The organism is Duncaniella sp., from assembly GCF_029054785.1.
In the GTDB taxonomy this organism is placed as follows: Bacteria; Bacteroidota; Bacteroidia; order Bacteroidales; family Muribaculaceae; genus Duncaniella.
In genome coordinates this window covers 1-23189 of record NZ_JAIDEN010000022.1, presented here as the reverse complement: position 1 = coordinate 23189, position 23189 = coordinate 1, and the positions used below count along the sequence as shown (strand labels likewise).

Below are 23189 nucleotides of genomic sequence, written 5' to 3'. Positions count from 1 at the left end.
TGTTAATTTTATATATTTTTCCTTTAACAATGACAACGTCACCAATATTAGCATTGGTGACGTTGTCATTTGAATCTGAGCTGCGCGTTGTTTCAGCGGGGATATTTGGCGAGGATTTCGCCGGCTTTCTGCCTTGCCTTTTTCAGGCTTTCGGCATTTCCGGGAACTATGCCGTATTTTTCAGCATCCGGGATGTCCAGAACAACGCCGGGTTGCATGTTGTTGGGGTTGCCGATTTTGGACTTGTTTTCTTCGTAGATGTAGACCCAATAGTCTTTGCTGCCAAAGAATTTCTTTGCCATGTCGTGGATAAGATAGCCACGTCTGACTGTGTCTTTGCGCATTTTGGGGCTGGAACTTTCAGCGACAGCCGGTTCAGCGGCAGGCTCCGGGGCAGGGGCGGGAGCTGCTTCTGCGTCGCCCTTTTCAGAAGTCACTGTGTCCGTGAACTGTGTAGTTTCAGCCACAGTTTCTTCCGAAGGTGTATCTGCAAGTATTTCTGCCTTTGGAGATTCTCCGTGAGGGCGACCGCCGGGGAAAAGATGGTCGATAGCGAGGTATACTCCGCATGCACCCACTGCGAGACCGATAATCAGACCGATGATAAGACCCCACCAGAAATTTCCTTCCGAGGAGTGTGACTTGTCTGTCGTGACAAACACTTCCGGTTCCTCTTCCAGTGGCGCGATTTTAGGAGCGACTGGTCTGGTGACTGGCTGTTTTACAGTCGGTTTAACGATAACAGGTTCTGGCTTCGGGGCAGCTTCGGGTTGTTGTGCGATTTCCGGCTGCGGTTGAGTCTGTTCTGCTTTTTGCTCAGTATCGTGGGCTGCATCGGTCTCAGGCTCAGACTCGATTGATCCCGCTTCCGTTGGACTGTCGTCTCTGCTCTCCAGTTTCTCAGTCGTCTCTTCCTTCTTTTCAATTGCGATGACAGGTTCGTGGCATTCTGTGACAACTTCGGTCTCGGCAGACTGCCCGGAAGAATTGTCATCGTCTGTTTTATCAGATTTCGCGGGAGTTTCTTCTGCTTCTTCAACTGAAAGCATGGATTCTGTGACTTCATCGTTCAGAGTCACCGGCTCAAACATTGCAAACGGTGCGTTGAGTGTTTCAGCAAGATCTTTGTCAGATGTAAACCTGATGTTTTTCTCTCCGCTTTCGTTTTCGTCGTAAAGTGAAAACTCTCCAAGGCCTTTGATTTTGACGGTCTCTCCTTTGATCAACTCCTCAGAGAGAATTTCAAAGAAGTTTTTGACGAAATTTTCGGCACTTTCCTCGCTGATCCCGGTAGCTGCTGCTATGCGGGATGACAGTTGATGAAATGGTATTTTCTGATTCATTGCTTAGTCATTTTTTTACGTAAGACAATGCTTGGGGCAAATTCCATTCTGATTGCCGGCGGGACAAGTGTGCGCTTGCCCGTAGTCTCATCGAATACGATTATCTCATCTGTTTTTACAGATTTGAATGTGCCGAACCCCGGAATGGCAATTGAATCGAGGTCAGTTCCACATTCCTTGAATACTTTGCACAAGCCTTCGACAAGAGTCGCCACTTCGGATGACTCTCTGTTGAGCCGCTTTCCAAGGCGCGAAATAAATTGTTTGTTATCCACGTGTCAATCAAATAATACGTCGCGAATTGCATATCGCGGACGCTGTTTAACTTCAATAAATATTTTTCCGATATATTCTCCTGTCAGTCCTATCGCCATCAGGATCAAGCTCCCAAGAAACCACACCGAGAGCAGGATTGAGGCCCAGCCGGCTTCAAGACGGTCGGAATACAGAATTGAGAATCCGACATAGATCCCGATCAGGACATCAATAGCCAGAAATGCCAGACCGATATAGAAAACCCATCTCATTGGCTTGGCAGAAAAGGATGTTATGCCGTCAATTGAGAATGACAGCATCTTGGCGATGGGATATTTTGATTCGCCGGCAATCCTGGAAGCACGGGAGTAAGTGACGATGTCGCTTTCCAATCCCAGCTGTGGGATGATGCCACGAAGAAACAGGTTGGATTCTCCATATTCGCTAAGAAGGTCAAGGGCCTGTCTGCTCATGAGTCGAAAGTCTGCATGATCATATATTGCCTCGATACCCATTTTGCGTTGAAGGGAATAGAAGGCGTGGGCCGTAGAGCGCTTGAACCATGAGTCTGAATCCCTGTCTGTCCGGACTCCATAGACGATTTCTTTTCCTGAGATGAAACGACGGACCATCTCGATGATCGCTTCCGGATCATCCTGAAGATCCGCATCAATCGAAACAGCAGCATCACATCGGTCTTTGGCAGTCATGAGTCCGGCTAAAAGCGCATACTGATGGCCACGGTTATGAGCCAAAGAGATGCCTTTTACACGTTTGTCGCCAAGGTGGAACTTCCGGATTATTTCCCAGGTGGCATCCTTGCTGCCATCATCGCAACACAGGATGTAGCTTTCAGGCGAGACCATTGCCAGTCCCTCCATACGATCCAAAACAGAGATCAGTTTCGGGATTGTGATAGGCAATACTGCTTCCTCGTTGAAACAGGGCACTACGATAGCGATAGTTTTTGGGTCTGCCATGGAAAATTATCTGATAAGATGAAGGAGAGAGGAGACGAGTAATGATGTCGTGGATTGAACGGAATGATCAATAGTTACGGGCAAAGAGGACACGGCGTGCCGAGGGTTTGCCGGTCACCATGCAGACACCCGGAGTCTGGTCGCCGTCCAAGGGTATGCAGCGGATGGTTGCTTTTGTCTCTTCTTTGATGCGTTCTTCGGTTTCTGTTGTTCCGTCCCAGTGAGCAAGAATGAAACCACCCTTTTCGATCTCTTCCTTGAACTCCTCGTAAGTCTCGACTGTACGAGTCATAGACTCTCTGTGGTTGATTGCTTTCTGATAGATGTTTGCCTGGATTTCTTCAAGGAGTGCTTTAATGTATCCGGCAATGCCTTCGAGCGGAGCAACATGCTTCTCAAGCGTGTCACGACGCATCACCTCGACAGTGCCGTTTTCGATGTCGCGGGCGCCGATTGCAAGACGGACGGGCACACCTTTGAGCTCGTAGTCGGCAAATTTGAATCCGGGGCGCTTGTTTTCGGAATCATCATACTTGACGCTGATGCCCATTGCGCGGAGTTCATTGACAATCGGATCGACTTTGGCCGAAATTTCGGCGAGCTGATCGCTGTTTTTATAGATCGGAACGATCACAACCTGGATTGGGGCGAGATGGGGCGGAAGTACAAGGCCGTTGTCATCGGAATGTGTCATGATGAGCGCGCCCATAAGGCGGGTTGATACGCCCCATGAATTAGCCCATACGTATTCCGGCTTATTGTCTTTATTGACGAAGGTCACATCGAATGCTTTGGCAAAGTTCTGGCCGAGGTTATGGCTTGTGCCTGCCTGAAGGGCCTTGCCGTCCTGCATCATGGCTTCGATGGTATATGTGTTGAGCGCACCGGCAAAGCGTTCGTTGGCGGTCTTCACGCCGATGATAACTGGCATAGCCATATAGTCACGGGCAAACTTGGCATAGATGTTGATCATCTGTACTGTGCGGTTTTCCGATTCTTCGGCGGTAGCATGGGCGCAATGGCCTTCCTGCCACAGGAATTCGGCGGTGCGGAGGAACATGCGGGTACGCATTTCCCAGCGCATCACATTTGCCCACTGGTTGCACAATACGGGCAGATCTCGGTAGCTGTGAATCCAGTTCTTGTATGTGCCCCAGATGATTGTTTCAGAAGTCGGACGTACGATCAGCTCTTCTTCCAGACGGGCATCGGGATCGACTACGACACCATTGCCGTTCGGATCGTTTTTGAGTCGGTAGTGAGTGACGACTGCACATTCTTTGGCAAATCCTTCAACGTGTTCGGCTTCCCGGCAGAGGAATGATTTTGGGATAAGCAGAGGGAAATAGGCATTCTGCACACCGGTTTCCTTAAACATGCGGTCAAGTTCGCGCTGCATTTTTTCCCAAATTGCATAACCGTAGGGCTTGATCACCATACAGCCTCTAACCGCCGACTGCTCTGCAAGATCGGCTTTGACCACGAGCTCGTTGTACCACTGTGAGTAGTTGTCGCTACGCTTGGTCAGGTCCTTAAGTTCTTTTGCCATTGTTGATATGTTTCAGTGATAATATTGCTGTTATATAATGTGATTTTGTTATTTCAAAAGTTGGCCTTTTCTTGCCATAGTGATCATTTTTGGTCCCGGAATAATGAATATTTCAAGACGGCGGTTTTCCCGACGTCCGTCACGGGTATCATTGGCGACCAAGGGATCGGTATCGCCCATTTCATAGGGGATCACGATCAGATCTTCATTTATGTTGTCAAGCATCCAGTCATAGATGGAGTTGTTGCGTTCATGTGACAGACGCATGTTGTACGGAGCCGAACCGGTGTTGTCCGTGTGGACGGCATATACCATTTTCATCATGAATGGATCAGAAAATACTTTCAGAATCGGGGAGAGCCTGGCTGGTGCTGAAGGTGAAAGAAGGGTGTCATTCGGCAGAAAGATATCGTCGGACGGTATGGTGACAACAATGACCTCATCATTCCGGGTCATGTCGACGATATAGTTTTTCTTTGCCAGTTCCTGTGCAAGGCGGTTCATGTAGGTCTTGATCGCCGCATGTCCGTTTTTTCCGACAGCCGGGGTCAGAATATTCTCATCCAGACTCATGTCCATGAATCGGGTCTCATCGTAATCCTTATACGGGTCGGAGTTGTTGTCCTTGGCCGAGACTGATGCCGGTATGATGGCCGTCAGTGCCGAAACGAGTATAAAAATAAGATTTTTCATATTGGCTGAGAATATTGAAATTGTGGAGGAGATTTAATCTTCAAAACAGTCCAATGACTGCTCGTAGCGGAGTTCGGCCATCACCAGAGGCTCGACATCTTCCGGCTTTACAGGGGAGTCAGTGTCTTTCGACAGCATCTTTCTGACGTGTTTGATCAGAGCGTCTGTGTTCACCTCCTCATCGTCAGCCTCTGTGTCGATATCCAGAAGGCCATTGTCATCGTACCAGTCCCAGATTATGTCGATGATGTTCAGAATTTCGTCATCGTCATAGAGCTTCGAGGACTCAGCCGACAAGACCTCACGCATTGATTTTATAGCTTGTTTTTCGTCAAATTCTTTCATGGAGTCACATGTTGAGAGTAAGTATTTCAGAAGGGATATCAGTTTTTATGACTTGATTTTCCTGGTCAATCGAGAGAATGAACTCATCGGCAACAGGTATCAGAATCTCTTTTTCGCCAGATGTTTTTACAACGAAGAGTATGTTCTGGGTCTGATCGTTGATGTCTGTGATCACCCCTACGTTGCCGCTGTTGATGTCGTCGATCTCAAATCCGATGAGATCCGATGCGTAGAATCCGTCTTCCTCCTCGTCCTCCTCATATTCCGGCAGATCGGAACGGAGAATATAAAAACTGCGGTTTGTCAGTTCCTGTGCTTTCTCTTCCGAATCTATTCCGTCGATAGTAACAAGAAATGTGTCAGTCGTTTTGGGCCTTATGGAATTGAGAAAGAATGGCACGAAAATTCCGTCGATCTGAATTATGATACATTTTACATCGTTCAGATCAATGTCTTCTTCGATTGAAACCGAAATCTCTCCTTTGATACCGTGCGGTTTGTTGAAGCGGCCGACTTCTGCTATTTCCGATAATTTGATCACGTGGAGGCAACTAATGAATTAGACGATTATTTTTCTGACAAGCGCTTGCTTATCGTTTCTTTTTCTTTTTACCGCTTGGCGGAGCCACGATCTTGAATTCGTGGAGTTTGGTGGTCTCTGGCGAAAGCAGAATCTGTCCGTGGGAATATTCCGCCAGATCCTTGAAAATTTTAGTATCGTCAACCCCGTCGGCATTCACGGCCAGAAGCAATTTTTTCATGTGGTTGGCGATAAGGAGCGTAAGCTCGTCGCGCTCAGGCCCATTTTCCATCTTTATGGCTTCCGAGATCAGGCGCTCGACATCTTTGCCGTAATGACGATAGCGGATGTGTTCTGATGTATAAGGTATTTTTTCAGGCAAAGTATTGAGGTTCTCGGCATTGACCACCTCGGTAGGGAAGTCGATGTCAAGTTTGAAATCGCTCATAATTGCAAGATGGTCCCATAGTTTCTGCTGATAATTTTCTTCCTCACGCAGTTTCGGAAACAGTTTGCTCATACAGTTGATTATCGAGTGTGCGCAGCGGGTGCGTTCATCCCGATCTTCGATCGTCAGACAGTGTTCCACCATCTGATGGATATTGCGCCCGTATTCAGGCAGTTTCAGATGCTTTAATTGAGTATTATATGTCAGCATGTACAATTACTGGGATTAGGAGCGGATTTAAAAGTAAACATAAGGATATTCCCTCACAGGCAAACTTGTTCCATTCAGGAAATATCCTTATGTGTTTAACGTTGGACTGTCATTACATGTTCATGCCACCGTCGACCTGGATAACCTGGCCTGAGATGTAGCTTGACATGTCGGAAGCGAGGAATGTTGCGACGTTGGCGATGTCCTCGACCTGACCGGCGCGGCGCAGAGGAATTTTGAGTGCCCATTCTTTGCGCACGTCTTCAGGAAGTGCAGCGGTCATGGCTGTCTCGATGAAGCCGGGAGCAATTGCGTTGGCACGGATGCCGCGTGAGCCGACTTCCTGAGCGATGCTCTTGGCAAGTGCGATAAGACCGGCCTTAGAAGCCGCATAGTTTGACTGGCCGGCGTTGCCATGAACACCGACAACAGAGGCCATGTTGATGATCGAGCCCTGGCGCTGACGCATCATGATCGGGAGAACGGCATGGATGAAGTTGAATGCGCTCTTGAGGTTCACTGCGATTACAGCATCCCACTGAGCTTCGCTCATGCGCATCATGAGGCCGTCCTTGGTGATGCCGGCGTTGTTTACGAGAATATCGATATGTCCGAAATCTTCTTTGATCTTTCCGACAACTTCTTCAGTCTGGGCGAAATCAGCTGCGTTTGAAGCATAACCAATGGCGCGTACACCAAGAGCCTGAAGCTCTTTTTCGGTAGCTTCCATGTTTTCGTCACGATTGAGGTCGGTGAAGGCGATGTCTGCACCTTCCTGTGCGAATTTTACAGCGATGCTCTTGCCGATACCACGGGCGGCACCGGTGATCAGAGCTACTTTTCCTTCAAGTAATTTCATTTTTCTGAATAGTCGTTTTAGGTTACTATATAGTTGATTTAAGTAATAGCGTGTTGATTACGAATTTGATGACAGATTCCCTGATGCCGGCAGGCGTTATGCCAAGTTGGCTGAAACTGCTTCGCAGGTGGCAATAGTCAATGCCCTGGAATATCATCTGGTAGACTTCCGGCAGCAGAGATGCCTGCTGTGGGTTGAAAACACCTTTGGCCACGCCTTCGTCGATCATCTCCTTGATGAGTTCCTGTTCTTTGGCCACTGCGAGCACCCGGATTCGTTCAAGGCGTTTGTAGTCAAGAGTGATGTAGGATAGCAGCTGACTTGTCGCAGAGGTTTTGAGTGTTTCCTCCACAATGTCGAAACGCGCATTCAAAAAGCTGCGTAGCTTTTCCTCCGGTTCCAGATCAGAATTGACGATGCCGCGTAGTTTCATCACAATGGCGTCACTCTCGCGTTCGATCACGGCCTCATAAATCTCCCTTTTATTTTTAAAATAGGTGTAGATGGTGCGCCGCCCCTTGTCAGAAGCAGTTGCAATATCGTTCATTGTTGTCCGTTCCACGCCATTGCTGGTGAATAGCTGATGGGCAACCTCAAGGAGTCTTTCGCGGGTTTTCGACGCCATTGGTAGCTTTAGATATACATTTTCAACCACAAAGATACGCTATTTATTTCAGCAATGGAAAATAATTAAATAATGTTAACGAAAAAAGCGGGCTAAATTTTGTTTGCGGAATCGGGCTTGTCAGTATCATGTGCCCGACTTGTCGTTTTCCCATGATCGCAGGTTTGTCGCAATTGCGGATGCCGCCGGATGCTGAACTTTGTACTGTGTGATAGCTCATTTGAATTAAGAGGTTGTGGTGCTTTTAATATTATTTTGTGACGGTGTGCAGTAGTATTGCCCATGTGCGGTCATATCTTTGCATTATAAAAAATGACGCCTATGAAAACATCAAATTCAATAAACAGCACTGACAGACTCTATCTTACCGTAATGATAGGGCGTAGGACATTGGCTTCATTAAGTGTGAGCGGAGTAAGCACTCTTAATGAGATCTACCGTCATGTATTGGAAAATGCACAAGGACAAAAAGGGGTGATTACACTTTATTTACGAAACAGCACTCAGGGATGGACTCAGCAGCACACAATGGTGATCAGCCATCAGTCAACGGCTCAGAAAGAACAAAGGCGTTCGGTGGAGCCATGCTCATATCCATCTTTATTTGACCAAATGCTATTTGAATCCTAACAGTTCAAAGCTATCCACATAGATTTCCGTAACATTGCGCTTGATAGCATTACGGTCTTCCCAGATGCGGTAGCGTATTTTGCCCTCTACATAAAGACGTGATCCTTTTCTGATATATTTTTCTGCAAACTCAGCCGCTCCGTCCCACATAATAATACTATGCCATTCGGTGCGCTCCGGTATTTTTGATCCGTCAGGCAGTGTGCGTTCCCTTTCATTTGTTGCCATTCGGAACGAGGCTATGGGTCTTGTCTCCACATAGCGTATTTCGGGGTCAGTTCCCACATTTCCAATCAATATAACTTTGTTTACGCTCACAGTTTCTTCTCGGTTTTATAAGTCGGAGTTGACAGTTTTTTGTTCGGTCATGACAAAATTACTCATTTTTTAGCGGAAATGAAACTAATTTTAACCTCTATACGTTTATTATGTAAAACTGGAATTAAAATAATATCGAATATGAAAGGTTTGATTTATGGCTTGACCCTATTGGGCACTCTTTCTTTGGTCTCATGTGACGAAACCGCACGTCTGGCAAAGGATCTGCCGGGAAGTTGGACCGGGACGCCGGAAAACTTCACGGACAATTCTTATGTGACCGCCACTACTATCGAGACTATGGATTTTTCGAACAATCCTGAACTTGTTGCAAAAGGGAGCCGTGGTGGAGCATTGATTGTTGTCGGAATGCTGTCCGCAAATACTCAAATAGTAGGAGAGGTAGGACTGGTTGAGCCGTTAGGTCTGACTGTCAGCGGACGATCGACCATCAATGGCACATGGACTGTCATTGATGACGATGAAGTCGCAATCAGTCTTGACCCGTCTACTCTTGCTGTAAGTGTGGATCCGGACGCAGTTGTTGTTAATGGCGTTGTGACAGGGATGAACGGGCCTCGTATAGACTCGATCAAGCCTTCAGTAGCCGTCTCAATTGCTCAAAGCCTGAAAATGGCGCTTGTGAACCGCTATTCTTCTATTCGCAAATTGGACGATGTTAAAATCAAAGGTCCTTTGATGAAGTTTGAAATCGGTCACACCGATTACGTCTTTACCCGTCAGGATGCTGCTCAATAAGAAAATTTGCTTATCTTTGCCTGATAATTCAAACTCTCAAATATTCCCTTTTTGAATGAACAGGAAAGGTAAATTATATTTTCGCTATGGCACTATGGGGTCTGCGAAAACAGCTCTTCTGCTGACCACTGCCTATAACTTCGAGGAAAGGAAGATGAAATACGTCTGCCTTAAACCGGTAGTGGACACCCGTGACCTTACCAATGTAATAAAGTCTCGCATTGGTATTCAGCGTGAATGTCAGTGGATATATCACGACACTGATCTGTATGAATTGGCTCAGACTCTTTTTGAGGACTCAATGGCTGTCATCGACTGGTTTCTGGTTGATGAGGCCCAGTTCCTGACAGCCGATCAGGTCGATCAGCTCTCAAGGGTTGTTGATGACTTTGGCAGTAATGTCATCTGCTATGGCCTGAGAACAGATTTTCAGAGCCATCTCTTTGAGGGATCCCGCAGGTTGTTTGAGATTGCTGACACCATAGACGAAATTAAGTCAACATGTACTTGCGGACGAAAGACCATAATAAATGCCCGTATCGATAGCAACGGCGATTTTGTCGAGGAAGGCGAGCAGGTTGAGATTGGCGGTGACGACCGTTATATCGCAGTCTGCCGGAAATGTTGGCGAAACAAGAGGATAGAACAGTCCTATCGCTCGATACTCCCGTTCAGGGAACTGACAAAAGACTGAATAACTATTTGTTATGAAATTTAAATTAATTTCACTCCTGCTCGCGTTTGTCGGACTTGTGCCGGTTACCCGGTCTGCAAATCCCGTTTCATTGGTAGATGAGACTCTGACTTATGATGTCATCTACAAATGGGGGTTTATTAACAAGGTCGCGGGTTACGCTACGATGTCTCTTCGGAATGACGGTAATCTTTATCGTGCATCAGTCTATGCAGAGAATGCACCGTGGGCCAATAGCATATATATGCTTCGTGATACGTTGTACAGCACAATGACCAAAGACGGTTATTTCCCTGTGTCATATACATACATAGCCCACGAAAATGGCAAATATAAAAAGGATGTGCTGAGCTTTTCCCATACAGGCAATACATTTTCAGCTGATGCTATCCGATATAAGAGTTCAGGGAAGGGTAAGCCTATGAAGAGTTCTACTCTCCATCTTGAAGCTCAGGGAATGACAGTTGACATGCTGAGTTCTTTTTTCTATCTGCGTACACTTGACTTCCCGAATATGAAAAAGGGTCAGAGCGTGACTGTCAACATTTTTTCAGGATCGAAAAAGGAGAAACTGAAGATAACATATATGGGCACTCAGACAATATCGCTGAATGGAGGGAAATTTCCGACATATTATATAAACTTCACTTTCACGCGCAAAGGCGTTGAGAGTTCGGCCCCGATTTCCGGTTGGATTTCAACCGATGGCCAGCGCATTCCGCTGAAAGTAGAAGGTTCTTTGCCTGTCGGGAAAGTCAGGGCTCTATACACCGGTCCCAATCCTTGATGCAAAAGTGTAAAAGTCTTTCACGCGGTTACTTTGTAAAAACAGATTACGCTTAATTTTTAAGAGCTACTTAGATAGATTTATTTTGAATAAGACATTATTGGCAATGGCTGTTGCATCACAACTCCTCTCCGGGGCTTCTGCTTCGGCAGAGGAGCTTGCTTTAAAAATAGTGGCGACAACTGACGTCCACGGAAATTTCTTCCCGTATAATTTCATAACTCGTTCGCCTGATGAAGGCTCTATGGCGAGAATCTGTTCTCGTGTGAAACAATTGCGGGATTCGATTGGCAGTGATCATGTTGTCCTATTGGATAATGGCGATATACTTCAAGGTCAGCCGACGGCTTATTTCTATAATTTCATCTCTGTCGGAGAACGTCATCCGGTCGCACGGATGCTCGAATATATGGGCTATGATGCGGAGACAATCGGCAATCATGATGTGGAAACCGGGCATGCGGTATATGACCGTTATCGGAAAGATCTTGGGGAGATTCCGCTGCTGGGGGCGAATGTTGTAGATGCCGTGACCGGAGACCCATATCTTAAACCTTACCATATCATAGAGCGTGACGGCGTGAAAATTGCCGTCTTAGGGCTTCTGACTCCGGCTATTCCGGCTTGGTTGCCTGAGAATCTTTGGAGCGGTCTGCGTTTTGATGATATGGTGGAGTCGGCCGGGAAATGGATTGATATTATAAGAAACAATGAACATCCGGATCTCATTGTAGGACTTTTTCACTCAGGTCACGATTCATCGAGGATGACAGGCGATTGGATTGAAAACGCGTCACTCAAAGTGGCCGAAGAAGTCCCCGGATTCGATATTATATTCATGGGGCATGATCATCAGGTTTATAATTCTGCATTGTCGGGAGAGCCAAAGTCAGGCCATTTGGTTTTGAATCCGGCCAACAATGCGTTTAATCTTGCCGAAGCAGAAGTTGTGTTCTCCCGTGATGACAATGGACGGCTATCAGTCAGGAAGATCAGCGGACAGGTGGTCTCGGTTAAGGAATATGCTCCCGATCCGGATTTTATGAGGGAATTTGAGCCTGTGCAAAATGCAGTCAATGAATTTGTAAACCGAAAAATAGGCATTGCCACAGGCGATTTTTCTGTTCGCGATGCTTATTTCGGTCCTTCTGCGTTTATGGAATTGCTGCACGATCTGCAACTTGACATTACCGGTGCCGATATTTCCTTTGCTGCTCCCTTGTCATTTGATGCAATGATAGGGAAGGGCGATCTCAGGATGAGCGACATGTTCACATTATATAAATATGAAAACATGCTTTATACAATGGCTCTGACCGGAAAGGAGATTAAGGATTATCTTGAGATGAGTTATTCTCTTTGGACTGACCGGATGTCAGGACCGGAAGATCATATCTTGCTTTTTGCTAAAGATGGCCTGTCGGCGGCAAAGGGAGATTATGCTAAGTTGCAGAATCCCGCCTACAATTTTGATTCGGCAGCCGGCATAATCTATGACGTTGATGTGACGAAGCCGAAAGGGGAGAAAATAACAATCAAGTCCATGCCTGACGGGAGTCCTTTCGAGGAGGATAAAACATATAAAGTTGCCGTAAACTCTTATCGTGGTAACGGAGGTGGTGATCTTCTCACAAAAGGCGCCGGAATCCCTCATGACGAACTGAAATCGCGCATCCTGACTTCAACAGATAAGGATCTCCGTTTTTATCTGATAAAGGAAATTGAAAAGAGAGGCTCGATAACACCTCGTGTGACTCCAAACTGGAGGTTTGTTCCTTCTGATCTTACAGCTCCGGCTATCAGAAAGGACCGTTCAATACTTTTTCCGGTACAATAGAGCCTGCTGAAGTGAACATCCGAGGTGAACTGCCTCATTCGATCTTCGCTATTGACATGCACCGCAAAATATCGTATATTTGCAGACTGCTGGTCGTAATTCGACCACAATGTTTTATGTTCAACCTTGTAACTAATATTTACGCGATATGGGATTAGACATATATTCAGGGACATTGACTCGCTATTACAGTCGTAACTGGAAAACCATCGTGCAGCAGCTGTCAGAGGAAAACGGACAGAAATGCGTAATGACAGACGGTTGTGGTAATGAAATGAAACCCATAGAGGACAAAGCGGGAATAGCTGAAATCCGAGAAATCGTTATCCGGTGGGCTGACAATATTGCTGCAAATATCGACCTCCCAATTCCTGCGCCATTATGGGATGAAACAGCAGACTGCGACTATTATACCGACAAACCCGATTGGGAAGCCTTCGGCGCATTAGTGATGTTGCAGGCTTACACCTCCCTGAATCGCAGATTGCCCGAATATGTAGAAAGCAGATGGAATGCCTTTGATGATCCAGTAGTCCAAGAAGCTGTCTCAAAAAAGATAGTCAACTCATTGCTTTCTGATGTTGCCCTTTGGCTTCCCATTCCTGATAAGGCTATTTTTATAACTGCATATCCAACGGGCAATGAAGGCGCAATTTCCACGGTCTCACTTCTGAAACAGGAGCTGGAAAATCTGAACCAACAGTTATGGAATGCCGATGAAGCCACTATCCTTTCTTGGCGTAACGACAAATACTATGTCCCTGTAAAACAAAAAGAGCCGAACCTTCTTCTCAAATTTATCCGCAGGACAGATAAAACGCTCAAAGAGAAATATCGCACCGAAGATCTTGCACAATGCGCCTACTCGATGCTATATCAGGCAGTGTGTTTTGCTGAAGAACATCAAGTCCCGATATTGTTGGATTATTAAGAACCGGTTAGACAATAAATGGCTTCACAATAGAAATTGGCTCAGAGAATATCCATGACGTGTCAGTCTATTGAGGTCAGTCTTCAGCATCAATTATTCTGAACGCCGCCTCACGTCCGAAGCTGATGCGGTCAGGATAATGGGCGTCACTATTGACAACCAGAGGTATACCGGCGCGCTTAAGTTTCCGGATAGTGTGGGCCGATGGGAACAAACGAGGTCTGTAACATGCAGTTTGTTCGGCACTTGCTCCGACAGGCGGTTCCCACGCTTTGGTGTTTATCTCTGCCGCGATATCAGTTCCGGCAATAGCGTCAATCACATTGTCGATGTGCCTGCGATACCAGTCCTCATCTTCAATTCCGGGGCTGAAATGCGATGCGTTGAATCCGATCTTGTCAAAATGGCCTATGATGTCAAAGCCCCCGGCTGCAATCATCTCAAGAGTGCGGGCGTAAAATTTGTCGACGACATAACGGATGTCATCGTCAAAATATTTGTGCATTTTTTCGCAGAAACTTTCAGGGCGACCGTCGATGTCGACCATCTCTCTGCCGTCAGGCGTGGGGATGAAGTGGATCGAACTGAGCCTGTAATCAAGTGGCAGAGATGAGAAATAGGGGTGTGTTGCGCCCCAGTTGTCTCCAAGATAGTCAATCTCCATGGAAAGATAGAGGTTGATTTTGCCTTTATGGATATCTTTCAGCCGATTGAATTCGCTGATATATTCGCCGACCTGGGATTCAGACATGTTGCAAGGCGAATGGAATGGGATCGGGGAATGAGGTGTGAATCCATAATGCTTCAGTCCGGCACTTACAGCCGCATCTGCGAAGCGCGCCATTTCGGCGCGCCCATCGCAGAATTGAGTATGTGAATGTAGATTGTATGCTCTGGTTGACGTTATTATTTCTTTAACGTTCATTTGCTTTATTTGGAGATGGGAGGATTGGCGATATTCTGACGCATTGTTGTGTCAGATTCGATATTTTTCATGCGGTAATAGTCCATAACGCCGAGATTACCTGAAAGGAATGCCTGGGCCATGGCTCGCGGAAGTTCTGCTTCTGCTTCGATCACTTTTGCGCGGGCTTCCTGAGCTTTTGCGCGCATTTCCTGTTCAAGTGCGATCGCCATGGCGCGGCGTTCTTCTGCCTTGGCCTGTGCGATGCTTTTGTCGGCCTGGGCCTGGTCGATCTGGAGAGCAGCTCCGATGTTTTTGCCTATGTCGATGTCTGCGATGTCAATCGAAAGAATCTCGAAAGCAGTGCCGGAATCAAGCCCTTTGCGCAAAACGAGTTTTGAAATGTTGTCGGGGTTTTCGAGTACCTGCTTGTGACTTTCCGAAGAACCGATAGATGAGACGATGCCTTCGCCTACACGTGCGAGAACAGTGTCTTCTCCTGCGCCGCCAACGAGCTGACGGATATTAGCGCGGACAGTTACACGGGCTATCGCTATCAGCTGGATGCCGTCTTTGGCGACGGCTGTGACATGCGGTGTCTCGATTACTTTTGGGTTGACTGACATCTGCACCGCCTGGAACACATCGCGACCGGCCAGATCAATGGCTGTTGCCATTTTGAAGCCAAGATCAATGTTTGCTTTCGATGCTGACACAAGCGCATGAACCACTTTTTCAACGTTGCCGCCTGCAAGATAGTGCGCTTCAAGATCGTCCCTTGACACATCGTTGAGTCCGGCCTTATGGGCTTCAATCAAAGCCCGGACAATGACTGAAGCCGGGACTTTTCGGATGCGCATGAGGAAAAGCTGCATCAGCGAGATCCTGACTCCGCTCACACGGGCGGAGATCCACAGGAAGAACGGCACATAGTAAAAAAAGATGCAGATAATGATCACCAGTGCGATCAGTATCAAAATCAGAGTTACTTCCATACAAAAATATGATTGTGGTGGTTAAAGAGAGTTCTTTGTTATTCAGTCCATCACGGCTGTGACGATGCTGTTTTTAATGCGTTTCAGTTCCGCGCGCCGGTGGTCAAGACCGTTTTCAAGTGACAGGATTTCATGTTCTACACTGTGGTCGCCTTTGGCGTATGTTTCCCTGAGTTCTGCGAGCCGGGCCACTGCCTCGTCATAAGCTCTTGCTTCGTCAAGGTACTGGCGCATTGCTTCACGTGCCATTCCGGATGAAAGATCTGAGACAGAGGTGATGATTCTGCCGTCAGGAAGCGCAAAACGTATCTTGCGGTTGTTTCGGGAGCCTTTCATTGAGGAGAGAGAGGCAATCTTGTCTCTTATTGCGGAATAATTTCTGTCAGGATCCTGAGTGGGTTTGATTGACGACACTTTTGCGAAATCAATCAGGTCCGGAGTGTCTATCGGATAATTGATGCGGAGATCCTGAGGTATAAAGGTGTAGATTGTGACTGAGTCTTTCAGCCCGTTGCGGTCAGATGCCCACCATCCTGTGCCGGTGACCTCGTCAATGGCATACATGTAGTCATTGTATGGTGAGTTATAGGGCATACCTATGTTTGACGGCTGGAGGAATCCGTCTTCGTCACGTCGGGAAATGAATATGTCGAGATCTCCTAATGAGTTTTCACCGTCGGCGGCGAAATAGAGCGTCACACCGTCTGACATCAGAAACGGATAACCGACCCATGTGCCGTTGGTGTTGCCGAAGATTGATTTGTAGTCGAACAGCAGATTTGGAGTTTCCCAGCTGCCGTCAGCCAGACGGTAGGATTCATACATTTTCGATTCTCCGTCATTGGCGGATCCATACCAGATCATGTCTTCGCCGGATTCCGAAATGTATGCCGGTGCCCAGATGCCTGAGATGGACTGAGAGTCAAGATAGTCTTTGGGGACAATTTTTTCGATTTCGAACTCATCGGCCAGACTGCCGGCGCTTTTTGCCAGCTTTACGAATTTGAAAAATTCCTCAGACGGGACATTGATGCTGTCGATAATCTGAATTTTCTCCACACGGTCGAGCATGCTTCGTCCAAGATCAATTCTTGAACGAAGATAGTCGGTCCAGTCCAGGGTCTCGCTGCCGTCGCCATAAGAGAATCCCAGATCTTTCGCCGCATCTGTTTTCGAGCGTTTCGCAAGATATTTGTCGAGATATTCGTCGGCTTTGTCAAACTCGTATAGATAGAAATAGCTTTCGGCAATACCCAAATTCCCGGTATTGCCGCTTTTGAGATAGAAGGGGATGGCTTCTTTGAATCGTCCGGCATCTTTAAGCAGATCTGCGGCTTTGAGGTTTACAGTCTGGTTTTTCGGCGCATCCTTTGCCGCTTCAACAGCTGCCGAGATTTCAGTAGGATCGGCAGCTTGGAGCGGAGAAACCGCTCCAAGGAATGCCGATAGGACTACTATATTTCTGAGTAGTTTGGTCATATTATCAGTGTTGGGTTCGGTTTGGTTGCCCAAATTTAGCAAATTCGGGGCATATACGCAAACTTCCGCTTTATTCCGCTTTAGCGGAGAGGGCTTTGTCCATTGCAGCCGCAGCGCGTCGACCGTCACCCATTGCGAGGATCACAGTTGCGCCGCCACGGACAATATCGCCTCCGGCATAGATGTCAGACAGAGATGATTGCATCGAGTCTTCGTTGACAACGATTGTGCCTCTCCGTGAGATCTCAAGTTCCGGAATCGCGTTGGGAATAAGCGGGTTGGGGGAGACTCCGACGCTGACAATCACCAGATCTACCTCAATTTCGTCAATGGCTCCTTCGATCGGAACAGGTGAGCGTCGGCCGGATGCGTCAGGCTCGCCAAGTTCCATGCGCTGCACTCTCATTGCGCGCACTCGGCCTTTGTCGTCAGCCAGATATTCAACCGGGTTGCAGAGTGTGATGAATTCCACACCTTCTTCCTGGGCATGGTGCACTTCCTCTACTCGCGCAGGCATTTCCTCGATGCTACGGCGATAGACGATCATGGCTGTCTTCGAGCCTTGGCGAAGGGCTGTGCGCACAGAGTCCATTGCTGTGTTGCCGCCACCGATCACTGCCACTCTGTTGCCTTTCAGCACCGGCGTATCCTCGCCTTGCCGACCGGCACCCATCAGATTGATTCGGGTGAGATATTCGTTTGATGACATGATTCCGATGAGATTCTCTCCGGGAATACCCATGAAGCGAGGCAGTCCGGCTCCTGAGGCTACAAAAATTCCGTCGAAGCCCAGTTCATGCAGTTGATCATAGGAGATTGTCTTGCCGACAACGCAATCCTTTACAAATTCCACCCCTTCGGCTCTCAGAGCGTCAATCTCAGCTTCTACAACCGAGTTGGGCAGGCGGAATTCGGGAATACCGTATTTCAGCACTCCGCCGATCTCATGCAAAGCCTCGTAGACGGTCACTTCATAGCCCTTTTTGATCATGTCTCCGGCAAATGACAGTCCGGCGGGACCGGAACCTACAACGGCGATGCGCAAACCGTTTTTCTCGCTCGCTGTGGCAGTCGGTTTGATTCCGTTGGCCTTGTTGTTCATCCGCTCGAAGTCTGCGGCAAAGCGTTCGAGATAGCCGATCGCAACCGGTTCTTTTTTCATCTTGTTGTAGATGCAGCGTGATTCGCACTGCTTTTCCTGAGGACACACACGTCCACACACAGCCGGAAGCGCGCTGGTCTGCTTGAGAACAGCTGCTGCGGCAAGGAATTCTCCGCGTTCAATATTTTTGATGAAGGAAGGAATATTGATCGATACCGGACAGCCGCTCATACACTGCGGATCCGGACAGTCAAGGCATCGGGTCGCCTCGATTACGGCCTGTCCAGTGGCAAGGCCCTGGTTTACTTCATGGTTGCATGTGATTCGATATGCGGCATTCAATTGCGGCATGACAGCTCGCGGGATTGATGTGCGCTGTTTTGCGCTTAATGCCGAGCGCAGTTCTTCACGCCACTTTGCATCGCGGCTTGTATTTTGATCCATTTCTGAATAGGAATATTTAAGGTTATTGTAAATTTGAATTGTGGTTGGGACCGGTCTGTTGGTGCCGGCAGATCAATTATAGGCTTTCAGCCTGGTTATCATTTCATCGAAATCAACCTTATGTGCGTCAAACTCAGGTCCGTCGATGCAGACGAATTTGGTTTTGCCGCCGACTGTGATACGGCATGCGCCACACATGCCTGTTCCGTCGACCATGATAGTGTTGAGCGATACCATTGTCGGGATCTCATATTTCTTGGTGGTCAGCGCTACGAATTTCATCATGACAGCAGGCCCGATAGCCACTACCTGATCAACCTTTTCGCGGGCTATGACCGCTTCCAAGCCGGCTGTAACCAGGCCTTTTTCTCCTTTTGAGCCGTCATCGGTCATGATTATCACCTCGTCACTGTATTCAGCCACTTCTTTTTCAAGGATTATCAGCTCGGCTGTTCTTGCCGCCAGAATTGAAACGACACGGTTACCGGCTTCCTTCATGGCTTTCACGATCGGCAGAAGAGGCGCTACTCCTACACCACCGCCACAGCAGACAACTGTTCCCACGTTCTCTATATGGGTTGCCTGGCCGAGAGGTCCTACAACATCTGTGAAACACTCTCCTGGTTCAAGCGCACATATTTTTCGGGTACTTTCGCCGACGGCCTGCACCACCAATGTAATTGTGCCTTTATTCAGATCGGCACCTGCAATAGTGAGTGGGATTCGTTCTCCGCCTTCACCGGTACGGACGATGACGAAGTGGCCCGGACGGCGGGAGCGGGCTATCAGAGGTGCCTCTACCTCGAATCTGACTACATTTTCAGAGAAATGTTCTTTCTCAATAATTTTGTACATTGACATAGAGAATATTGGTTGGGTTGATTGGTTTATCTTTTTGCTTGTCATTCACTATATGTGATGTTGCGGATCTGACGTATTGTCTGATCCATTGACTTGGACTTTTCAAGCCGCTCTGTCCAGTTGCCGAACTTGTCGAACTTAAGATAGGTATAAGTCTGGATCTCGTCTTCCCCGTTCATATTATAGGAGTGTTGTTTTAGCAGCCCTTTGGTGTCGTAGACGTATGTCTGCACCCATTGTTCATCTCCTGAAACGGCTTCTGATTTGACAACATGTCCGGCTTTGTCATAGAAGAGCTTCATTGAGATGGTTGTATAGGACTCTTCGTCGTCCTCGGCTGTGTCAATGAGTGTGATCGCTGTCATCCTGCCTTCGGCATCCCGTTTGCAATCAATCTCTTCGCCGTCAATCTCGATCAGAGCGCCATCAGTGTCAAAGGTATATTCCGTCTGCCATTCGAGTCCTGCATCATTCATGACAATGCAGATCGAATCAACCGGACCGCTCAGACAAAACATTTTCAGATCATTGGCCTGACAGGCAAAACTAATGAAAAACAGCAATACGAAACTAACAGATTTCATAGGAAATGTGATAATACAAAAAGTGTGTCTGACAACGTCAGAACCACTCGACAAAGCAAAATTAGTATTTATATCTCAATTAAACGCTAAAAAATACTAAATTTTAATACACCTCCCCAAGATTTCGTGTTTTTATGGTCTTAGGTCTTGGTATCAGTTTGAAAGAGACCGTACATAAGATGTGATTTAGAGGTTGATTTTGCTTTGTTTTAGAACAATATGATTTTCGGCTCGTAATTAACTATTGGTTATTTTTAATTGTTTCTTTCTTTATCGTTCAATCGAGTATTGCGTTTGCTCAAAACAGCTGTATAACCGACAGTGCCGTACATGAAATTCAGTCCCCCCACTGACTGAACAGGACATCGAAACCGTATTCTACTATTTCGACAACGAATGGATTCCGGGGGCACACCCTGGTATGGTGCCGGCCGACTCCATTCAGAAGACGGAGGTAAATTGGTTCAATATTATTAGGTTCCCATATATTTGAGGCATATCTTGAATGTTGGAGAAATTACAATCATTAATTCGCAAGGGACGTGCGTTTTTGTATTAAAATTCAATAATAAGAATGGCTTCTTGCGAAAATTGAGTAATTTTGTATGTGTGAAACACAAGTGAAAAATGACTGGTAACGACACATCCAAACTTAAAGAACTCAGTGACTCGCCGATCGGCAGACTGTTGTGGAGATATAGCCTTCCTGCCGTGGTAGGAATGTTGGTCATGTCGCTTTACAACATAATAGACCGTATCTTTATCGGGCAAGGAGTCGGGCCTGAAGCAATAGCAGGCCTGGCTATTACGTTTCCAGTCATGAACCTGTCTGCTGCTTTCGGTGTACTGATAGGTGCAGGCGGATCCGCAAGACTTTCGATACTGCTTGGCGCCAAGGATTATGCAGGAGCCCAAAAGACTTTGTGCAGTTCTCTGATTTTGTTGCTGATAATAGTCGGCTGCTACATATTGAGTTTCGTTGTCTTTATTGACGATATTCTGATGGCTTTCGGCGCCAGCGCCGTAACCTTGCCTTATGCCCGCGATTTTATGCTCTATATTCTTCCGGGTATGTTTATGACCAATCTGGCTTTCACGTTCAACAATTTCATGAGAGCATCGGGCTACCCGATAAAGGCCATGATAACAATGCTGATCGGTGCCGGCTGCAACCTGCTCCTGGCGCCGGTGTTTATTTTTTATCTGGAGTGGGGGATAAAGGGCGCTGCGATCGCTACTGACATTTCAATGGCAATCTCGGCCTATTTTGTGCTTTCTCATTTCTTTTCGGCGAAAAATACTCTGTATTTCACAAGAGACCGCGATATGTATCGGCTTCGCAGCAAGATTATATTGCCGGTGCTTTCGATCGGCGCAGCTCCGTCTCTGGTAAATGCGGCGGCTTGCTTCATCAATATAATAATAAACAAGAGCCTGTATCAGTATGGTGGAGACATGGCTGTGGCCGCTGCCGGAATATTCACGTCCTATACATCACTGATGACAATGGTCGTGGTCGGTATCTGCCAGGGAATGCAGCCGATAGTGGGATACAATTATGGCGCAGGCAAACTGGAGCGTCTGCGGCGCACCTACTGGCTTGCGGTCGGAGTTGCAACGTTGATCGTAACGGTCGGACAGTCGGTCGGATTGTTTTTCCCGGACTATATCGGCAGGGCTTTCTCGAATGATCCGATACTTATTCGAGAGACCGTCCGTTGTCTCCATATATCGCTGATGGCTTTTACGGTTGTCGGTTTTCAGGTGGTCTCAACGACTTTGTTCCAGTCTATCGGCAAGGCCAAAGCCTCGATCTTTCTTTCGCTCACGCGTCAGGTCATTTTCCTGATCCCCTTGCTCCTTGTCCTGCCTCCCAGGATGGGTCTGGACGGAGTCTGGACGGCTTTCCCTGTGTCGGATCTTGTCGCTACGCTGGTGACAACAGTGATGGTTGTCTGGCAGCTGGCCAAGTTCAGGAAAGCAGAGACGTGCATCCCGGAGAAGGGATTGCATGAGCGCGCATCTCTGTGACGGTTGTTGCGATGATTCAACAAAAGAGGCTTCAACATTGTTAATTTTTACAAATAACAATGTGATATTACTAAACGTATGAATGTCTCTGCGATTGATTTGAAACTGAGGGAGCGCATGATGACCACGATGCACTTCGGCGTTGTCATTCTGTCATTGCTGCTTATCACACTTATAACTCTGGATACATTGCGGAATGTGTCATTTCTGGCTGATACATTCTATCTGAGGGTGCAATTCTGGTGTTGCCTGTTTTTCATTGCGGATGTCCTTATTGAAATGCTTTTTTCAGGAAAGAAACTCCGCTATCTCTGGACTCATGTTCTGTTCCTGCTGATTTCGATCCCGTATCTCAATATCATACACCATTTCAACATCCCGATAGACCGTCACGCGGAATATGTCTTAAAGTTTATCCCTATGATCCGTGCGGCCTATGTGTTTACGATTGTAACGGGGGCTACGACTTCATCGAAGTGGATAAAAAACATGCTTGCGACATATATGATAGTGCTTATTGTCGGAGTCTATTTCTGTTCGCTGACGTTTTTTGTGGCTGAAAAAGGTGTCAATCCCGATGTGAGGGACTATTGGTCTTCATTGCAATGGTCAATCATGAGCCTTACCACTGCCGGATGTTCGATCCATGCGATGACGGTGACCGGGAGAGTGCTCGGAGTTGTGCTTTCCGCTGTCGGGCTTATCTTTTTCCCTATTTTCACAGTGTTTTTGACAAACAGCTTTGCTTCAGGCGCAGACCAGGACGGGAATCCGAATGGAGTGTCGGGACAAGGCAAGCCTGCCTCCGGCAAGTGAAAACGACACGATTTTAGCTGCGTCAGGCCTGGCTGATACGTAATTTGAGATAAATTTTGAGGCAAACGTCAAAATTCGTAACTTTGTCTGCATCTAAAGAAATTTATCTAACAATAAAAATATGCTTAAAAATATTCTTTCGATCTCCGGTCGCCCCGGATTGTTCCGCCTTTCCAACCGTGGTAAAAAT

Annotated in this window: 25 protein-coding genes; 8 read left to right on the top strand and 17 right to left on the bottom strand. The window is 47.2% G+C overall.

What is annotated here, in order from left to right; translation table 11 throughout:
- Positions 1-92 precede the first annotated feature (92 nt).
- The 11 genes from K2H17_RS00840 to ssb form a co-directional block, all read right to left on the bottom strand.
- Positions 93-1343 (bottom strand): HU family DNA-binding protein, encoded by a 1251-nt coding sequence (locus tag K2H17_RS00840; protein WP_300130264.1) that lies wholly within the window; start codon positions 1341-1343, stop codon positions 93-95.
- Complete coding sequence (locus tag K2H17_RS00835; protein WP_300130262.1) at positions 1340-1618, bottom strand: HU family DNA-binding protein; 279 nt, start codon at positions 1616-1618, stop codon at positions 1340-1342. Before K2H17_RS00835 ends, K2H17_RS00840 begins: the two co-directional genes overlap by 4 nt.
- A gap of 3 nt (positions 1619-1621) precedes the next feature.
- A complete protein-coding gene (locus tag K2H17_RS00830; RefSeq protein WP_300130260.1) occupies positions 1622-2578 on the bottom strand; it encodes a glycosyltransferase family 2 protein in 957 nt (318 codons plus the stop codon).
- A gap of 67 nt (positions 2579-2645) precedes the next feature.
- Entirely contained in the window at positions 2646-4127 is a 1482-nt protein-coding gene (gene proS / locus K2H17_RS00825) for a proline--tRNA ligase (RefSeq protein WP_300130258.1), read from the bottom strand.
- Between the two features lie 48 nt (positions 4128-4175).
- On the bottom strand, positions 4176-4820 hold the full coding sequence (locus tag K2H17_RS00820) for an OmpA family protein (protein ID WP_300130256.1): 645 nt from the start codon (positions 4818-4820) through the stop codon (positions 4176-4178).
- 33 nt (positions 4821-4853) lie between these two features.
- Positions 4854-5165, bottom strand: coding sequence for a hypothetical protein (locus tag K2H17_RS00815; protein WP_300130254.1), 312 nt, complete (start codon positions 5163-5165; stop codon positions 4854-4856).
- Between the two features lie 4 nt (positions 5166-5169).
- Positions 5170-5706, bottom strand: coding sequence for a ribosome maturation factor RimM (rimM, locus tag K2H17_RS00810; RefSeq protein ID WP_300130251.1), 537 nt, complete (start codon positions 5704-5706; stop codon positions 5170-5172).
- Positions 5707-5755: 49 nt separating this feature from the next.
- A complete protein-coding gene (locus K2H17_RS00805) occupies positions 5756-6343 on the bottom strand; it encodes a DUF4290 domain-containing protein (protein WP_300130248.1) in 588 nt (195 codons plus the stop codon).
- Positions 6344-6455: 112 nt separating this feature from the next.
- A complete protein-coding gene (gene fabG, locus K2H17_RS00800; RefSeq protein WP_300130247.1) occupies positions 6456-7202 on the bottom strand; it encodes a 3-oxoacyl-[acyl-carrier-protein] reductase in 747 nt (248 codons plus the stop codon).
- Positions 7203-7227: 25 nt separating this feature from the next.
- Entirely contained in the window at positions 7228-7827 is a 600-nt protein-coding gene (locus K2H17_RS00795) for a TetR/AcrR family transcriptional regulator (protein ID WP_300130246.1), read from the bottom strand.
- Positions 7828-8442: 615 nt separating this feature from the next.
- Positions 8443-8775, bottom strand: a complete 333-nt coding sequence (gene ssb, locus K2H17_RS00790; protein WP_300130243.1) for a single-stranded DNA-binding protein — start codon at positions 8773-8775, stop codon at positions 8443-8445.
- A 78-nt stretch (positions 8776-8853) separates the two neighbouring features.
- Here ssb and K2H17_RS00785 point away from each other — a divergent pair, with 78 nt between their 5' ends.
- The 5 genes from K2H17_RS00785 to K2H17_RS00765 all read left to right on the top strand — a co-directional run bounded on the left by K2H17_RS00785 (position 8854) and on the right by K2H17_RS00765 (position 13783).
- Entirely contained in the window at positions 8854-9534 is a 681-nt protein-coding gene (locus tag K2H17_RS00785; RefSeq protein WP_300130240.1) for a hypothetical protein, read from the top strand.
- A gap of 55 nt (positions 9535-9589) precedes the next feature.
- Positions 9590-10228 carry a thymidine kinase gene (locus tag K2H17_RS00780; RefSeq protein ID WP_300130238.1) on the top strand — a complete coding sequence of 213 codons (639 nt, stop codon included), beginning with the start codon at positions 9590-9592 and terminating at the stop codon, positions 10226-10228.
- Positions 10229-10241: 13 nt separating this feature from the next.
- Positions 10242-11015, top strand: a complete 774-nt coding sequence (locus K2H17_RS00775) for a DUF3108 domain-containing protein (RefSeq protein WP_300130237.1) — start codon at positions 10242-10244, stop codon at positions 11013-11015.
- 106 nt (positions 11016-11121) lie between these two features.
- Complete coding sequence (locus K2H17_RS00770; RefSeq protein ID WP_300130304.1) at positions 11122-12852, top strand: bifunctional metallophosphatase/5'-nucleotidase; 1731 nt, start codon at positions 11122-11124, stop codon at positions 12850-12852.
- Between the two features lie 148 nt (positions 12853-13000).
- Entirely contained in the window at positions 13001-13783 is a 783-nt protein-coding gene (locus K2H17_RS00765) for a hypothetical protein (protein ID WP_300130236.1), read from the top strand.
- 76 nt (positions 13784-13859) lie between these two features.
- On the opposite strand, the gene K2H17_RS00760 is transcribed toward K2H17_RS00765, so the two are convergent.
- The 6 genes from K2H17_RS00760 to K2H17_RS00735 all read right to left on the bottom strand — a co-directional run bounded on the left by K2H17_RS00760 (position 13860) and on the right by K2H17_RS00735 (position 20152).
- Positions 13860-14708, bottom strand: a complete 849-nt coding sequence (locus tag K2H17_RS00760) for a histidinol-phosphatase (protein WP_300130233.1) — start codon at positions 14706-14708, stop codon at positions 13860-13862.
- A 5-nt stretch (positions 14709-14713) separates the two neighbouring features.
- Positions 14714-15682: a flotillin-like protein FloA gene (gene floA / locus K2H17_RS00755; RefSeq protein WP_300130230.1), complete on the bottom strand. Its 969-nt coding sequence runs from the start codon at positions 15680-15682 to the stop codon at positions 14714-14716.
- A gap of 42 nt (positions 15683-15724) precedes the next feature.
- Positions 15725-17161, bottom strand: coding sequence for a hypothetical protein (locus K2H17_RS00750; protein WP_300130229.1), 1437 nt, complete (start codon positions 17159-17161; stop codon positions 15725-15727).
- 70 nt (positions 17162-17231) lie between these two features.
- Positions 17232-18707, bottom strand: coding sequence for an NADPH-dependent glutamate synthase (gene gltA, locus K2H17_RS00745; protein WP_300130227.1), 1476 nt, complete (start codon positions 18705-18707; stop codon positions 17232-17234).
- Positions 18708-18779: 72 nt separating this feature from the next.
- A complete protein-coding gene (locus K2H17_RS00740) occupies positions 18780-19562 on the bottom strand; it encodes a sulfide/dihydroorotate dehydrogenase-like FAD/NAD-binding protein (protein WP_300130225.1) in 783 nt (260 codons plus the stop codon).
- Positions 19563-19609: 47 nt separating this feature from the next.
- On the bottom strand, positions 19610-20152 hold the full coding sequence (locus K2H17_RS00735) for a hypothetical protein (protein ID WP_300130223.1): 543 nt from the start codon (positions 20150-20152) through the stop codon (positions 19610-19612).
- Positions 20153-20779: 627 nt separating this feature from the next.
- Here K2H17_RS00735 and K2H17_RS00730 point away from each other — a divergent pair.
- From K2H17_RS00730 to K2H17_RS11195, 3 genes are all read left to right on the top strand, one after another.
- Positions 20780-22183, top strand: coding sequence for an MATE family efflux transporter (locus tag K2H17_RS00730; RefSeq protein WP_300130220.1), 1404 nt, complete (start codon positions 20780-20782; stop codon positions 22181-22183).
- A 78-nt stretch (positions 22184-22261) separates the two neighbouring features.
- Positions 22262-22999 (top strand): two pore domain potassium channel family protein, encoded by a 738-nt coding sequence (locus K2H17_RS00725; RefSeq protein WP_300130218.1) that lies wholly within the window; start codon positions 22262-22264, stop codon positions 22997-22999.
- Positions 23000-23120: 121 nt separating this feature from the next.
- Positions 23121-23189, top strand: a 69-nt coding sequence (locus K2H17_RS11195) for a DUF5606 domain-containing protein (protein ID WP_363319918.1), incomplete at its 3' end; no start/stop codon positions are given.

What these genes read in the sequence shown, in the direction of transcription:
- K2H17_RS00750 (WP_300130229.1), bottom strand. Translation starts at nt 17,161, where the DNA reads ATGACCAAACTACTCAGAAATATAGTAGTCCTATCGGCATTCCTTGGA.
- K2H17_RS00795 (WP_300130246.1), bottom strand. Translation starts at nt 7,827, where the DNA reads ATGGCGTCGAAAACCCGCGAAAGACTCCTTGAGGTTGCCCATCAGCTA.
- K2H17_RS00770 (WP_300130304.1), top strand. Translation starts at nt 11,122, where the DNA reads ATGGCTGTTGCATCACAACTCCTCTCCGGGGCTTCTGCTTCGGCAGAG.
- K2H17_RS00815 (WP_300130254.1), bottom strand. Translation starts at nt 5,165, where the DNA reads ATGAAAGAATTTGACGAAAAACAAGCTATAAAATCAATGCGTGAGGTC.
- K2H17_RS00775 (WP_300130237.1), top strand. Translation starts at nt 10,242, where the DNA reads ATGAAATTTAAATTAATTTCACTCCTGCTCGCGTTTGTCGGACTTGTG.
- K2H17_RS00820 (WP_300130256.1), bottom strand. Translation starts at nt 4,820, where the DNA reads ATGAAAAATCTTATTTTTATACTCGTTTCGGCACTGACGGCCATCATA.
- K2H17_RS00725 (WP_300130218.1), top strand. Translation starts at nt 22,262, where the DNA reads ATGAATGTCTCTGCGATTGATTTGAAACTGAGGGAGCGCATGATGACC.
- K2H17_RS00840 (WP_300130264.1), bottom strand. Translation starts at nt 1,343, where the DNA reads ATGAATCAGAAAATACCATTTCATCAACTGTCATCCCGCATAGCAGCA.
- proS (WP_300130258.1), bottom strand. Translation starts at nt 4,127, where the DNA reads ATGGCAAAAGAACTTAAGGACCTGACCAAGCGTAGCGACAACTACTCA.
- K2H17_RS00760 (WP_300130233.1), bottom strand. Translation starts at nt 14,708, where the DNA reads ATGAACGTTAAAGAAATAATAACGTCAACCAGAGCATACAATCTACAT.
- gltA (WP_300130227.1), bottom strand. Translation starts at nt 18,707, where the DNA reads ATGGATCAAAATACAAGCCGCGATGCAAAGTGGCGTGAAGAACTGCGC.
- K2H17_RS00805 (WP_300130248.1), bottom strand. Translation starts at nt 6,343, where the DNA reads ATGCTGACATATAATACTCAATTAAAGCATCTGAAACTGCCTGAATAC.
- K2H17_RS00780 (WP_300130238.1), top strand. Translation starts at nt 9,590, where the DNA reads ATGAACAGGAAAGGTAAATTATATTTTCGCTATGGCACTATGGGGTCT.
- K2H17_RS00735 (WP_300130223.1), bottom strand. Translation starts at nt 20,152, where the DNA reads ATGAAATCTGTTAGTTTCGTATTGCTGTTTTTCATTAGTTTTGCCTGT.
- K2H17_RS00830 (WP_300130260.1), bottom strand. Translation starts at nt 2,578, where the DNA reads ATGGCAGACCCAAAAACTATCGCTATCGTAGTGCCCTGTTTCAACGAG.
- K2H17_RS00765 (WP_300130236.1), top strand. Translation starts at nt 13,001, where the DNA reads ATGGGATTAGACATATATTCAGGGACATTGACTCGCTATTACAGTCGT.
- K2H17_RS00740 (WP_300130225.1), bottom strand. Translation starts at nt 19,562, where the DNA reads ATGTACAAAATTATTGAGAAAGAACATTTCTCTGAAAATGTAGTCAGA.
- K2H17_RS00730 (WP_300130220.1), top strand. Translation starts at nt 20,780, where the DNA reads ATGACTGGTAACGACACATCCAAACTTAAAGAACTCAGTGACTCGCCG.
- fabG (WP_300130247.1), bottom strand. Translation starts at nt 7,202, where the DNA reads ATGAAATTACTTGAAGGAAAAGTAGCTCTGATCACCGGTGCCGCCCGT.
- K2H17_RS00785 (WP_300130240.1), top strand. Translation starts at nt 8,854, where the DNA reads ATGAAACTAATTTTAACCTCTATACGTTTATTATGTAAAACTGGAATT.
- floA (WP_300130230.1), bottom strand. Translation starts at nt 15,682, where the DNA reads ATGGAAGTAACTCTGATTTTGATACTGATCGCACTGGTGATCATTATC.